This window comes from Proteus faecis (genome assembly GCF_003144395.1).
GTDB classification, from domain to species: domain Bacteria; phylum Pseudomonadota; class Gammaproteobacteria; order Enterobacterales; family Enterobacteriaceae; genus Proteus; species Proteus faecis.
Window position 1 is genome coordinate 1 of the sequence record NZ_PENZ01000030.1, and the last position, 15397, is coordinate 15397.

The window sequence follows — 15397 nt, forward strand, 5'->3', positions numbered from 1 at the left end:
AAGACGGTTTTTATCTTTGTCCGCAGTGGAAGCCATCACCGCACCATCAAGTTGAGTGTGCTCTTTGACGCTGACATCAAAGCCACCTTTGCCGGCAAAAATACCGGTTTGTTCTTTCACACTGTCGTAGTTGCTGTGTATCTTGTCTTTGCTTGCACTGATGTTGATGTTTGGTGTGCCACCTATCGTGTAGCCACCACCGACGCTGACTTCTTGCTGTTTGGCATCATAGCGGTCACTGTCTTGCTCACTTTGTAAGGTGAGGTCGCGACCGACATTGACGGTGACTTGCTCACCGCTGACCTGTGCGCCTTTGAGGGTGGTGTCCTGTCCGCTGTTTAAGGTGAGTTTATGGCCGGCATCCAGCGTGGTTTCGGTGTGGGTATGGCCATTGCCTTTTTCATGCCCCTTACCAACATTAACCCCCGCAGAAACGGTAATGCCATACCCTCCTGAACCGACGCCAATACCGATACCCACGTTACTACCCTGACTGCTGTTTTTACCGGTGGTCTGTTCGGTATTTTGCGCGGAAACCAGATTGATATCTTGTGTGGCAGACAGTGATAAGTCTTTTCCGGCTTTGAGTTCACTGCCGGCGACCGTGATATTGCCGCTGTCTGGGTTGCTGTCTTTATTTTTACCCATTGCGGTAATCGACAGGTTCTGACCCGCGTTTAACGTGCTGCCTTGGGACTGACGGCTATTAGTATAGGTTTCACTTTTCGATGACTGGCTACCGTAAGACACGCTGACGCCAACTGTATTGGTCTCGCCTTTTTGGTAGCCGTCATTGCTCGGTTTGAGATTATTTGCAGTATTGTAGTCATTGGCGGCCTCGGTTTTAAGACCATCCAGTTCATAGGCTTGCTGAGCCTGTACACCGGATAAGACCGCTTTGGTATTTTGCAGAGCACTTAATCGACCATCACTTTCTTTTCTCGCCTGCTGAGCGGTACTCACCGCAGTGTTGAGAGCACCGCCAACCGTGCCTGATAACGCCAGCGTCAGGCCACTTTGTTTGGTTTCAAAGGTTTCAGTACGGGTACGCTCATCATAACCTGGATCTATTTGGACGCTGTCACCGGTGAGGTTTAAGTCTTTCTGGGCAATCAGGTCAGCACCACCCACATGCAGTTTATTCCCCGCGGTGATATTGACATCACCTTGTGTGCTACCAATAGTGCTAACACTCTGACTTTGTGTGGTGCCTTTCTCATCCACTTCATGACGGGTGGATTGTTTACCGAAAGTAAATCCGAGCCCACCGCCACTAAACAGACCGCTTTTCTTCTTCTCTTCCAGAAAGTAATGCGAGTCCGTTTCAGTGGCCGCCGTGATATCCACATTATTACCCGCATTTAACGTGACATCCTGTTCAGCAACCACGGAAGACCCTGTTACAGTTAAGTTATTACCTGCATTAACAGTCACTTTTTCTCCGCTCAGGAGACTCTCTCTTTCACGTGTGGTTTCATCGTTTTGGATAGTATGCTCACTGCGGGAGCTTAAAAAGCCTTTTTTGCTGCGGTGTGTTTCCAGATAGGATTGGGTTTCTTCGGTCGCTGTGTTCAGCACCACATTATTCTGAGCATTAAGATTGACGGCGCCTTTTTCACTGTGAATAGCACTGCCTGTCACGGTAATATCGTCAGCACGCGCCGTGATATCAACACCCTTCTGCCCGCTGAACGTACTACCGGTAACAGTGTGTGATGAGGTTTCATCAATTCGTGAGCCATTGCTCTTCCGACTGAAACGAGTTTTCTCATAATCCTGTGCGGAGATATCCTGTGTAGCAGCAGTAATACTCACCTCTTTCGCACTGACAGCGACGTTTCCTTCACGGCTGTCAACCTGAGCACCTTCTGCGAGGAAATCATTACCTGCATTTAGGGAAACACCTTTATCTCCGCTTAATGTACTGAGTAATAAACGTTCTTCCTCCCGGATATTGCTGACAGAAGATGTTCTGCTACCTGCTTCAAGATGCGTTTTTGTGGTCGTCGTATCAGACAGAATATTGAGATTATGCCCCGCATCCGCAGCGAGTTGCCCACCGGCTTTTGCCTGACTTCCCTGAAGCGTAATATTCTGCCCTGCTTTCAGGGTAAGGTTACCACCAGCATTCAGTTCACTGCCTTGTGATCGCTGCCATTCACCACTGATATGTGCAAGACGATGTTCACCCGCTTTTTCAAGCCCGTCACGGGTACGGTTACCCATCGCCCCCGAAATAACACGGATATCTCCAGAATGTGTGCTTCTTGCAGACGTAATAGATAAATTATCGCGGGCAGTAACACTGATATCGTTTAATGCCGCAAGTTTAGCGCCCTGCAACTGAATATCATGTCCATTGAGACTGATGTCCGTTGCACTTAAAGAAGCCTGGCGTAATGCATCCTGTAGATTGGTGCTCAGCGTAATGCTGTCCGCCTGAATATTAATGCGTTCTGCACCGATATCCCCCCCATGATGTAAGAACTGTTCTGCATTAACTTCCAGCCCTTTGTCAGCGAGGAGTTGCCCTGCGTTATTGACACTTTCAGCTGAAAGTTGCAGATTTTTACCGCTGATCACCGCGCCACTACTCAGCAGACGCAATGTTGTGTTGGCTAGGTAAACCTTTGGAACCCAAACAGTCTGAGGTCCGTTCGCTGTTTCAACCGTTTCACTGACTAACCAGACAATATCCTGCTGTAGAGCTGCAATTTGGGCTGGGGTTAATTCAACCCCAGGACGTAAGCGAAAGTCTTCCGCGACTTTAATCCCGTTATTCATCAGATATTGATACTGGGCCATCGCATCTTCTTCACGCAGAGATGCGCGACCGGTGAGTTTTAATACTTGCTCGCGCACCAGACGTTGCTCATAAAAACCATCGCCTAAACGTTTATGAACATCTGCCGGAGAGTAACCCACACGAGCCAGTAGATAGTCACTGCTGATAAATTTATCCCTGTCAGTAAACCGTTTATCAGTCACCACCAAATATGGACTATCCGGCGTTAAATTCTGACGAAATAAACCATTATCAGGAATAAAGGTGGCAACATTACTGATATGCTGTTTCTTTGTAAGTGCCAGTTCTGAAGGTAGTAAAGGACGCCCAGAGGGCGATATAGCCTCAGAATACGTTAAATCCGATTTATCGCTCGCAGAAAAATCCGCATTCAATATCGGTTTACCAGTACCTTCAATATGAAAAGCCAGCGGATTACGTGCAAACTCAGCACGCTCAGCTTTTACCGCATTTAATGCTGCTTCAATTTCACCGATTTGAGCGGAATTTACTGTTGTATTGGTAATTGACTGACCATTAATAACAACATTTCCGTTACCTGAAATAATACCGTCGATGGTTTTCAGCGCTATCGTTTCATCGTGTTCAAAAGTCGGATACCAATGCCGGGTATCTCTGTCATAGTGATCTACAATATGCTCCCGGCGATGCTCATTCACTGAATAACCTTTATTCTCAAACCGTCCATTTCCCCTCTTATGGAGATCACCGGCAGAAGTGATCGTACTGGCATCATTAAGTAAGGACCCAGTAATAGTCAGCACCATATTCCCACCAGAAAGAATACGAGCTCCCGTTCCTTCCGAAATAAGTTTATCGCGACTGATAGTTCCTTCGACTGAACGCTCGCGTAAGTTGTTATAATCTGTTACATATGGAATATCAGCAAGATCAAGATGTAATGCAGGATCCCATTGTTCAATAAACCCGATGTCATGCTCACGCCACACGGTATTGTGATAAGGCGTAGGAGGGGTATTCTGACGCCAGCCCCGGGTTTCATAGAATGTCATGGTATAACCGCCATCACTGTCAGGCGTTAATGCCAGATAATTGACCCAAACATCCGTTAACTGACCATCCTTATTTTTTACACGTACCTGCGCGCGTTTATTGCTCGCATCAATATTTAATAACGTACCATAAGGATTTGTGGTTGCCGCGATATCGTTTTTAAATGTCAGTTTCTGAGTTGTCGGGTCAATAGTCGTTTTATCGGTATTCACACCAGATCCGTAAGAGCGCCAGTTATAACTATAACGATGCCACCGGTAATCACTTTTTTCTACATCACGTTGAATTTCCAGTCCTTTACGCAAATTATTGAGTAACCGTGCAGTAATGGAAACAGCACCATCGGCCTCAATAAAGCTGGCATTATTTTCAATTAAATTATCACTGGTGAGTGTGAGAGTATCACCACTATAAATCAGCGCCTGATCACGGTTAGTGAGCGTGTTTTCTGTATGCAGGTCAATGTGTTTTGCTGCAGCAATAACCGCCATTTTTCCCTGATTATCCAGAGTGTTAGCTTTAACACGGATATCATCTCCCATTAAAGTGGCGCTATTGTTCAGGGTATCTACATTAAGCGTCATCTTATCGGCTTCTAACCGATTAAGGTTATTCAACTGACCCGTAGTGACTACGAGGTTTTTACTGACCAGCGAGCCTTGGTTAATGAAGTTCAGTCCCGAAAAGGTGAAATCCCCCGGTAATAACCAGTCAGTGAGGTTGGTCAGCGCACCCGCAATATTCAGCGTGACCGATTGATTACTGGTGAGGGTATCGCCTGCGCGGTGCATATAGTCCTGTGCAGCAGTCAACGAAAGTGCTCTCTGGCTTTGGATTGTTCCGTTCTGATTGTTAATGGACTGAGTGTTGATGGCGAGTGCCGAACCACTTTGTAAAGTACCTTGTTGATTCAAAAGAACAAGCTTCGCAGAAGTGGAAGCCTCATCGGTGTTGATTGCAATATTCCCATTAGCTAAAACCTGACCGGATTGATTATTGAGAGTATTCACCCCCGAAAATGTCAGGCTTTCGTTACTTTGCAGTCGACCTGTCGTGTTTTCGATATTTTTGATGGTCAGCGTAGTTTCTTTACTGCCGTGAACCAACCCGTTTTCGCGATTATCTAAGGTATTCAACAACGCCCTGAGGCTACCCTGACTGCTTAGAATACCGTTATGTCGGTTATCCAGCGTGAGCGCAATCAGTTTCAGCGCCTTAGTGGAAACCAGTTGTCCTTGTTGGTTTTGGATATCAGAAGTGGTTAGCGTTAGGGTATCGCCACCATGAATTTTTCCCTGCGTGTTATTGATCTGTGCGATATTGTAAGAGCCCGCCTGCTGACTAATGACAGTTCCCTGACTGTTATCGAGTTGTGTTGCGTTCAGGACAAGTTGATCGAGGCTGCTGACAGTACCTTCACGGTTGTTAAATGTTTTTGTTTCCAGTTGTTGATTTTGATTACTGCGGATCACTCCCGAGGCATTATCAATTCGTTCTGTACCAGTAAGGCTCAACGTTTGCTGGCTTTCGATTTTGCCGGAGGTATTGTCTAATACTTTACTGGTTAATATGAGATTTTCGCCACTTTGCAGTTTGCCCAGAGTGTTATTGAACGCATTTTCAATGGATAACAACAACTGTTTTTGACTATATAGTAAACCACTTTGTGAGTTATCGGCATTCGATACACTGAGCTGTAATGTGCCACCCGAGAGCAATTGCCCTTGCCGGTTTCTGACGGATTGCCCTGTGGCAACGAGGTTTTGCCCCGCACTGATTTTACCTTCAGTATTATTGATTTCGTTAGCAATCAAGAGCGAAGCAGAGGCACCTGCTTGTAATTTACCTTGTAGGTTTCCCAGTGTGTTTGCTGTGAGTTCAATCTCTTTTTGGCTTTGGATTTCACCATTTTGGTTATTAAACATCTGAGCAGTGGCTTTCCAACAGTCCAAACTACCTATCCACCCCTGCTGGTTGAAAATATTTTGTGCTTGTAATGTTTGTGCCTGCTGGCTGAAGATACGCCCATCGCGGTTATCGAGCTGTTGTACTACCCGAACCGTTAAACGCCCAAGGGCATTAAGTACCCCTTTCACATTATTAATGAGGTTTGCATTAATGACGGTATCACCTTGGCTGGTAAAAATACCGGTTTGGTTATTAAAATCACCATTGAGAGTGAATAACAGCGCATTCTGGCTGAGTATCTGACCTTCTTGCTGATTACTCAGTTGTTCTCCCGTCAAGGCTAAGGTGCCACCACTTTGCAACAAACCTGCGTTATTATTGAAAGAGTGACCTTTCCATTGCAATGCGTTACCGGCACTGACTTTACCTTGGCTGTTCTTAAGATCATTTTGTGTGTTTAAGGTGAGCTGGCTACCTGATAACAACTGGCCCTGAGTGTTATCGATGCTTTGTGTACTGAGGTTCGCCTGTTGTCCTGCCTGAATCGTACCTTGCAGGTTAGCAATATCCCTTTGAGTATCGAGGGTTAATTGATTGCCCGCTTCTAATAAGCCAGACTGATTATTCACATCACCTTGACTGATGAGGTTGAGATTTTGGGTTGCAATCACTTTACCGGTTTGGTTATCCAGTTGGGCGGTATGGATATTAACGTTTTGACTGCTGACTTCGCCTTTAGCATTATCAATTTGTGTCGTGGTTGCAATATCGAGTTTTTGGCCAGATAGCACTTGCCCATCACGATTATCCAGTGTGTTGGTGGTGATAGCTGTTTGCTTACCACCTTGCAATAAACCCGCTTGGTTGGAGAGTTGCTGTCCGACAGACGTGGTTAGAATCTCATTGGCAATCACTTTTCCTTTCGTGTTATCTAAAGCATTTTTTACTTTGATATCAACAGTGTTTTCACCAACAATCTGTCCTTGCTGATTTTTAATATTGTCAGCAGTCAGTACAATATCTTTGCCGGAAAGTGCGCCATTTTGGTTATCAAGATCGGTGACCGTATTAAGAACAAGTTGCTTACCGGACAATATGTTGCCACTTTGGTTATCAACACGTTGCGCCCCAACAATAAGCTGAATGTCACTTTGCATTGTACCTTGTTGGTTATTAACCACATCTTGCGCTGTTAAAGTTAATTTATCCCCCGCCCCTATAAACCCGCCGGTGTTATTCACCCGCTGGCGAGCGACAACATCAAGAGTGGTTTGGCTAATCAGTCTACCCAGCGAATTATTGAGATTGCCAGTATTGACGGTAACTTTCTGGCTATTAATGATACCAGATTGATTATTCAGTAATTTGTCTGCCTGCAAATCGACTGAATTTCCTGCGACAAGGTTACCGGTAGTATTATCAATCTGTTGTTTAGCTTCTAAGCTTAAGTGGGTTTGGCTTTTAATCGTGCCTGATTGGTTATCAATTGCGTTTGCGGTAAGGGTTAAGTTCCCATTTGCCCCGATTTCGCCTTGTGGGTTAGTAAGAGTATTTTTGACCAGCCAATCTTGCTGAGTATTGCTTAACGCAACTAATCGGCCAGCTTGATTGTTCAGTGAATCAGCACTGAATTTGAGGCGATTGGCTTCAATCACACCACCCTGGTTATTCAGCTGCCCTGAAAGCGCAAATTGACTCTCGTTTGCCCCAGTTTGTACCCACGCACCTTTCTGATTAAACAGGTTATTTGCATTGACCTGCCACTGTTCTGCTTTGACTTGCACTTGTCCGGCGTGAATATCTCGTGCACTGTGGAATTTGACGTGATTAGCATCAATCTTGTCTTGGATGAGGGCAATGTCCCCTTGTTTGGCGGTGAGTGCCAAAGCAGAGGCGGCGATTTGTGTCTGGCTTAAATCCAGAGATTGACCTGTCGCGGTAACATTTTTTTTACTTAATAGAGCACCTCGGGTACCAATTGTACCATCACTGTTTAGAGCAATATCAGCATTATTGATAATGTTGCTTTTATTATCACTGCCTGCGAGCAGGTTACCCTGACTGAGAATATCGCCTTTCGCATTGATTTTAACATCTTGCAGAGCAGCCAGCGTGCCCGTGTTGCTCACCGAGCCTGTTTGGCTTTCAAGGTTTAAGGTACCGCCACTGTGCAATTTACCTTGGTGCCCAATGGTGTCTTTGGCTATCAAAGTAATATCACTGCCTGCTTGGGTGGTGGCTTGTTGTGATTCGCTTCCCCAAATTAGCTTACCGTTGCTATTAACTGTCAATGTCTTATCCGATTGGATGTGCCCGCCTTGGTTACGCACGCCCACGCCTTTTTCGGTACCCACCATTTGGATATAACCGCTGTACATGCCCCCCATTTGCCCCATGTCGATGGCAAATTTAGGTTGCGCGGTTTGGCTCTCTATCCGAGTGGCTTTATTTTGCGTATCAACTTTGTTTTTACCCGCAACAACGGCGATTTTTTCTTTTGCCCACACGCCTGAGTTAATTTCAACTGCACGGGCAAGCAGGTCAACATATTGAGTATCGTGACGACTGTCAGCATTCAGTCCTCCACCTTCAACGCGAATAATTCCGCGCTCAACCTGATATCCGGCAAGACTGCCATCCGGATTAAATTGGGGTTTACCAGTAGTGAGGGTCATGCGACCTGCGTTGATGGTGCCACAACCATTACAAATAATTCCCGAGGGGTTAGCAACAATCACTTGTGCTTTACCACCGGCGACTTCAAGAAAACCTTTGATCTGGCTCGGGTTATTGCTGTTAACTTCATTGAGAATGATACGAGCAGGCGCTTTGTTTGGATCAAGGTTCGGATTACCCTGGATCACGCCTGCAATTTGTGTTGAAGTCATCACCGCGGAGTTATTGAGCACAGCACCACGATTATCGACATCAAATTGTTTATATTGGTTATGGGAAATTCCCGAATCATTCGGTGCTACAATATTGACTTGTGGAATACCATTTTGCGTATTGATCACCTCAGGGCGCTGGTTTGGAAGTGCATTATTATCGGCAATAATGTTGCCCGCCATGGCAGAGCTTCCCCACAAGGCCAGCCACAGCAGCAACGAAGTACGGCGCAAAGTGACCCACAAGCGACAGCCATTTGCGCCTCGCGTTTGGCCTGAGTCAGTGCTACAGCTTTTAGCTAGTTCCGATACGACACGTAATTCCCCATGAGTGCGACTGAAAATTAAACGATAACAATGCTTATTCATAATGGAATTCCTTCAAGAAACAGTACAAACATGGGTAAAACTGAAAATGTCTACTGGCTATCAAATCAATAAAATGCGATTAAATTTCAAGGTTGAGGCTAAAACCAGCCGTCGCCCCTGATGTATCGAATTTTTTCGGCTTATATAACGGCACGCCGACAAACAGGTCGTAGCTTAAACACGATGAAATTGAGCCACGAAGCCCCAATGCGGTACCCGCGAGTTGACGCCCCACAAGGTATTGAGTACTTTGGCCTTCAACACGCCCGTAATCAGCGGCTAAATACAGCTCTTGTCCTTTAGCAAAAACATTCCAAACCAGTTCGTTGCGCCATAACAGACCTTTTTCACCCGACAGCACTTGCTCACCGTCAAAACCACGAACGGTATAGCGACCACCGATAGACATGCGTTCCTGAGGGGTTAAAGCATGTTGAGTCCATTGTCCTCGTAGTGCGGTATTCCAGCGCCAGGGTTGTTCACCTAATGTGAATGGTTGATTGAAACTGATATCGCCAAGGAAAATACCCACGCGAGCACTGCCGCTGTGAGTGTCTTCTTCTGGTGCACGGCGTGCGCCATAGGCACCTGTTCCGCGACGCCAGTTAACATTGGCATCAAGCGTCGCGTTGCCTAAAAAGCTACGCTGGTTAACACCCACTTCCCATCCCGCGGTACGTCGGCGTTGCTGCTCAATATCAATGTCATTAACTGCATTACTGGCTGTTTTTCGGTAGGTGCGTAAGTTAAGGGTGGTTTTATGAATTTGATTGCGAAACAGTAACCGTGACACCGTAAGTTGTGCGGTATCGCTCTTGCCACTATAACGTAGCACTTCGTTCGCATTAGGAATATTTTGGTGATAATTATATTTATTGTAATTAACGTTAAAGCCCCAATTGCCTACAGGGATAAAATAGTTCAGGGTGTAAGAGCGGTTACCAAAAGGGCCTTTATCAAATAAGTCTTTGCTAATATTGGCATAAAACATATCATTTTGAGCAAATGGCGCATCTATGGCTAAAGTAGTAGAACCTAAATAGCGCCCGGTACTTTTTGAACCACTGTCATCAAGACCTAAACTAAGCCGTACAGGACGTTTTTCCTGCCAGCTGACCACTAAGTCACTGGTACCATCAATCGGACCGGGCTCAATACGAATATCCGCTGTTACATTAGGTACGCGTTTAAAGTTTTCCAGCCCTTGTTCAATATCACGCAAATTCAAAATATTACCGGACGAGGCAGGGATAGCATTCCACAAACGTCCACGCCATGAAGTGCCGTCATTAAAACGAATGGCATTAATTCGTCCTGGCTGAAGCGTGAGAACCAACTCCCCCCGGGTTAAATCCTGCTCTTGTGCCATTACGCGAGTGGTCACATAACCTTTTTCTAAAATGGCATTTTGTACCTTATTAAGAACCAGCAGAACTCCCTGGCTACCAAGGCATCGGCCTTTAGCCTCGTTAACAGCATTCAATGCCCAATGAAAATTCTCAGCTTCCTCACCTACAAGTTGAATGGAAGAAATAGTAAAGCAAGGGTGTTCATTTTGCGGGTAATCCGGTAGTGATAAATCTGGCTGCTGGATATGCATGTCCACAGCGGGCATGTTTTGTTTCTGTAATAAGCGCTCTCTTTCCTGCTGGCGTTGCTGTTCTCTGGCATCAACAGATAATGCGTGTTGCTCCGGTTGATTTAATGGCTCGGCTAACAACGGCATCGCAACAAAACATCCACCTAACAACCACCACTGATACTGCTTTTTATACTTAAAAAGTTTGTTTGTCATAAACCAACCGAAAATTTATCCGTTGACAAGCATTCTCACTGTCAAAAACTGACCTTAAATTTACACTTCATTACATTAATAAAATTAAACTTAACCAAACGTGCTTTAGATCAAATTTCAGAATAAAAGATCGAATTAATAAACTAATTCAAAGTAAAGATCTAAGATATAACACCAAATAAGAGTATTAATCTGTATCATTTTTTTGCGCACAAATTTTTTCTGTGTAAATTGATATGAAAATGAAGAAAAACAGATAAAAAACTGGATACATGCAAGTCTAAATCAGTAAAAAAACTGCTTATTAAAAGAAAGTTTCGATTGAGGATGCTGAAAACAAAAATCGAACGACTTTTGATGGTTAATCAAATAAGGAATAATGATATCAAATGACCTATTTTTACCAGAATTCTCATTCGTATAACATTCATTATATAATGAGACTGATTTGTGTTTTATATTAACTACCGCTCAAACCATTACTGTATTTGAATTTATAAAATTCACATGTGTTTCCCCCATTAGTTATAATACCCCTTCCTTTTTCACATGCGATATCTATTTCAAAGCAAATATTAAAATCAGAAGATGAATTATGTTTTACTATTTCAATAATTCCAACATTATACATAAATACCTGACTATCGCTTTGTTGCAAAAACACATCCAGCAATGATAATCACCGCGCCTATTGCCTGAATAACATCAACTTTTTCCCCTAAAGTGAAGTATCCAAAAACTCCTGTTGATACGGGGATTAATAATTGTGTAACATTGAAAATAGTTACCCCCTGTGTTTTTACAATATAAAATGCCATAAGCATACCTGTGAACATTCCATATATACCAGCAAGAACTAATAATATTAATAGATCTTTAGATGTTACTGATAATTCAGAGATAACACCTGTTTTTATAGCTAATAATAAAAACATCAATCCTGAAATAGTTGCTGTTGACGCACTAATTACAATTGCGGGAAGGTATTGCGCTACTATTTTAACAATGACATTTTGTATCGATTGAATACAAATAGCGATGGTTAAAAAGATAAATCCTATATAATTAAATGAGCTAGAACTTAAAGAGTGGTCATTAAAAATAAAAAGAAACGATCCTAATATTGCAATTAATGCACCTGTTATAAATTTATAGTTAAATGCTCTTTCTCGTTCATCAATAAAAAACAAACTGGCAACGAGAATACCTAGTGGCATTGCCAATATACTAAAAACACTCCCTGATAAGGCTGATGTATTCTTTATCCCATTAATGAAAAAGAACATATTGCATGTCATAAATATGGAAAGAACAAAAAGTAGTAGCGCTGTTTTAATATTTATCTTTTTTAAGTGGTTTTTGTACTTTAATAAACAAAAAATACAAAAAAGAACTCCCCCAGAGATAAATCTGACCGCATTATTATTTAATGTATCAAAGTTTAGGCTCATATATCTCATGATAGGAAAACCTAGTCCCATCAGAATTACATACATACAACGGACTAAAAAATAGTTTTGATTGTTCATCCTTCCTCCTTTATCCTGTATTAATAAAATAAAGTCGCAGGCACGCTGTGCACAGAAAAGCAAGCGCTCTCAATTAATCTTTTATTTGCCAAAAAACTAAAAAATCACAGCCAACTAATAATTATATCAAATGAAGTTTCCATTTTTTAATCCCCCCTCCCCTCCCATGCTATCAATATATTAATTAACTAATAATAATCTTTTTGCTATAAAATTAGAAAAAGATGTAGAAACAATCCCTCTACGTGCCTGTGAATTAAAATGGGAATTTCTTAAGTCCGTGGTCCAATTACTTTTATCTCTCCATGAAGAACCTAAATAACCTTTATATGTTCCATCAGGATCTTCGGAAGGTTCATTAGTTAAACCTCTTTCATTATTTTCTTGAAATTGTAAAAAATAAATTTCTTTATCTTCATGACAGCGATAATTACCATATACAAAGTCATACTCTTTTTTATATTTCTCTTTCCAATACCATGTAGTATCACCACATAGCCAAGGTACTTTATCAATATTATTATCAATACATTGAGCTGAATAATCACTCAAATCATTTCTAAATCTTTCCACCATAGCATTAAATAATTTAGGTTGTTCATAATAATGCTCCGATGCTAAATCAAATTCGCCTTGCATCCAGCAAACCGCTATTAACTTATTTAATGGATTGTAATCAAGAGCAAATTTTACTCTAGTTAATAAATCAAAATATAAAGGTGTATCAATCCCCCAACGTAATGAATCAGGACTGGCTCCTGTAGCTAAATTAAAAGAACCGTTCAAACCAATAGTAAAAGCGGCTCCGCCCCTACAACAAGGAACAAGCAAAATACCTGCGTTGTCAGGTATATATGGAAGAATTTTTTTAGCTATATGCAATCCCTGACCGACACAACCATATTCACCATTTGTTAAGTTAGCTTTAGGATGATGAAATAAGCTCATATCTTGCACATCATGAAGACAATGATCGGCAGGAATAATTTCATTATACTGGCAGGGTTTTCCTCCAGGAGTGATTGTACTTCTTCTAGCCAATTGTTTAATTCTTGGATTCGGGCAGTCAAGCGTTTGCGGGAGTGGAAGCCCCTCCCCATAAGCCATACCATTAGATTGTCCTGCCAGAGGTAGCACATACCAGAATTCAACTTTAGCGCCCCCATTGTTTTTTCCTTCTAAATCAGAGCTATACATACTCTTATATCCTCACTTCATTATTTTGTATAATCTTTAATGTTTTCTTATAATGTGTCACCATTCTCTTTACTATTTTTGGGCGTAAAAATACGGAGTAACAGATGTTGACCACTAAAAGAAAACCACTGGTAACAAAAAAGTTATCTGAAATTGTTGCTGATGAGTTAGAAAGTATGATCCGACGTGATGAGATCAAAGAAGGAGAATATCTTCCTTCCGAACGTGAACTTATGGATTTCTTTGGCGTTGGTCGACCATCAATCAGAGAAGCATTATCTGTATTAAGGCACAAAGGTCTTATAAAATATAATAAGGGTGAAAAAGCCAGTGTATGTCGACCTTCTGCGGAAATGATTATCAACAGTTTATCTGGCATAGTTACCGATTTTCTCTCTACCTCAGAAGGTGTTAGTGACTTTGAAAGACTACGCATATTTTTTGAAACTCATCTAGTCAGATATGCAGCTAAACATGCAACCGAAAAAGATTTAGAAAAACTAGAGAAAATACTAGACATTCATCATAATTCATTAAGAACACCTGATGCCTATGCACAATATGATATTGAATTTCATAAAATATTAGCCGATATTCCACAAAATAAGATCCTCAAAACACTTCACTCTGCACTATCGGAATGGCTTATCTCGGCTAAGCCTCTTGAAAAAAATAAAATGACCTATGAGAATAATAAAAAAACACATACTCAACACATTGAAATCTTTCAAGCTATAGCCAATCACGATGCAGAAAAAGCAGAATTATTGATGGAAAATCATTTAAAACATCGTATCAAATTATGATCCAATAATATTAATGCCTTATACTCAATATATTATTTTTGACTCAATCCAATTTATAAATAGTTCAGGCCATCTTTTTACTGGTAAATCAGAAGTCCATTGAATACCAAAACCATGGCCCCCCTTCTCATAAATATGCATCTCTGTTGGTACATTATATTTTATAAGGGAGTCGAACATTAATAAGCTATTTTCGACAGGCACTAAAGGGTCATCGCAACAATGCAATAGAAAAACGGGTGGTAGTTTTGAATTAACATTACATTCTGCGCTATAATTTTTTATATTAATATCATCAGTATCATGACTAATTAATTTATCTTTTGAGCCTTTATGTGTGATTGAATCACTCATTGATATAACAGGATATATTAATCCGGCAAAGTTAGGCATAATTAAGTTAATATCAATTTTTTCATTAGATAAAATACAACTATCAGCATTATATGCTTGGGTAATAAGCATTGCCGCTACATGACCTCCAGCAGAAAACCCCATAATTCCAATGCGATCTTTTTCAATTTTCCATTTAGATGCATTTTTTCTTATATACATCATTGCCAAAATAGCATCATTAAATGGGCGATTAATATCGTCAGAAAATAAAGGTGACGGTAATCGATATGTCAGAACAAATATTGTGTAACCCTTAGATAAGAAAAAAGGCGCTAATGCAGTACCTTCTTTATCAAACATAACTGCCTGATATCCCCCACCGGGTATCACTAAAATACCACATCCATTAGAATGTTCTGGAGTAAAAATAGTTAATTGTGGATGAGATATATTTGTAACGACTCTATCAAGAGAATATTCACCATTGTGTTCAGGATCTTGATAAACAAGTTCACCTAGAGGTTCATTAAATAGAACATTTGATGTAATTAAATCTATTCTTGTCGATTTTTCAAATAAATCCACCATCATTTCATTTAGTTTTTCATTTATGATTTCCATATACGCCTCGATACCATAATAATAAAAGTTTTAATAAATTAAATTCCAGTAGAGTGATTAATGTTTAATAAAACATCTATATTTAATTTAAAATAAAAGCCTATATTTTTATAATATAGGCTATTTAT

Annotated in this window: 6 protein-coding genes; 1 reads left to right on the top strand and 5 read right to left on the bottom strand. The window is 41.5% G+C overall.

The window, feature by feature from the left end:
* From DK858_RS08245 to DK858_RS08260, 4 genes are all read right to left on the bottom strand, one after another.
* On the bottom strand, positions 1–8985 hold an 8985-nt coding region (locus DK858_RS08245; protein ID WP_109396996.1), incomplete at its 3' end, for a hemagglutinin repeat-containing protein.
* Positions 8986–9064: 79 nt separating this feature from the next.
* Entirely contained in the window at positions 9065–10711 is a 1647-nt protein-coding gene (locus tag DK858_RS08250; protein WP_109397077.1) for a ShlB/FhaC/HecB family hemolysin secretion/activation protein, read from the bottom strand.
* A gap of 710 nt (positions 10712–11421) precedes the next feature.
* Complete coding sequence (locus DK858_RS08255) at positions 11422–12309, bottom strand: DMT family transporter (protein ID WP_109396997.1); 888 nt, start codon at positions 12307–12309, stop codon at positions 11422–11424.
* 180 nt (positions 12310–12489) lie between these two features.
* Positions 12490–13506, bottom strand: coding sequence for a sialate O-acetylesterase (locus DK858_RS08260; protein ID WP_109396998.1), 1017 nt, complete (start codon positions 13504–13506; stop codon positions 12490–12492).
* Between the two features lie 104 nt (positions 13507–13610).
* Here DK858_RS08260 and nanR point away from each other — a divergent pair, with 104 nt between their 5' ends.
* The gene (gene nanR, locus DK858_RS08265) at positions 13611–14312 is read left to right on the top strand and encodes a transcriptional regulator NanR (protein WP_109396999.1); all 702 of its coding nucleotides are present in this window, start codon (positions 13611–13613) and stop codon (positions 14310–14312) included.
* 24 nt (positions 14313–14336) lie between these two features.
* Here nanR and DK858_RS08270 read toward each other — a convergent pair whose 3' ends face one another.
* Entirely contained in the window at positions 14337–15269 is a 933-nt protein-coding gene (locus tag DK858_RS08270; RefSeq protein ID WP_228407245.1) for an alpha/beta hydrolase, read from the bottom strand.
* Positions 15270–15397: the final 128 nt, after the last annotated feature.

Bases quoted from the DNA above. Each gene is read 5' to 3' on its own strand.
- DK858_RS08250 (WP_109397077.1), bottom strand. From the start codon at position 10,711: ATGCCGTTGTTAGCCGAGCCATTAAATCAACCGGAGCAACACGCATTA.
- DK858_RS08255 (WP_109396997.1), bottom strand. From the start codon at position 12,309: ATGAACAATCAAAACTATTTTTTAGTCCGTTGTATGTATGTAATTCTG.
- DK858_RS08260 (WP_109396998.1), bottom strand. From the start codon at position 13,506: ATGTATAGCTCTGATTTAGAAGGAAAAAACAATGGGGGCGCTAAAGTT.
- nanR (WP_109396999.1), top strand. From the start codon at position 13,611: ATGTTGACCACTAAAAGAAAACCACTGGTAACAAAAAAGTTATCTGAA.
- DK858_RS08270 (WP_228407245.1), bottom strand. From the start codon at position 15,269: ATGGAAATCATAAATGAAAAACTAAATGAAATGATGGTGGATTTATTT.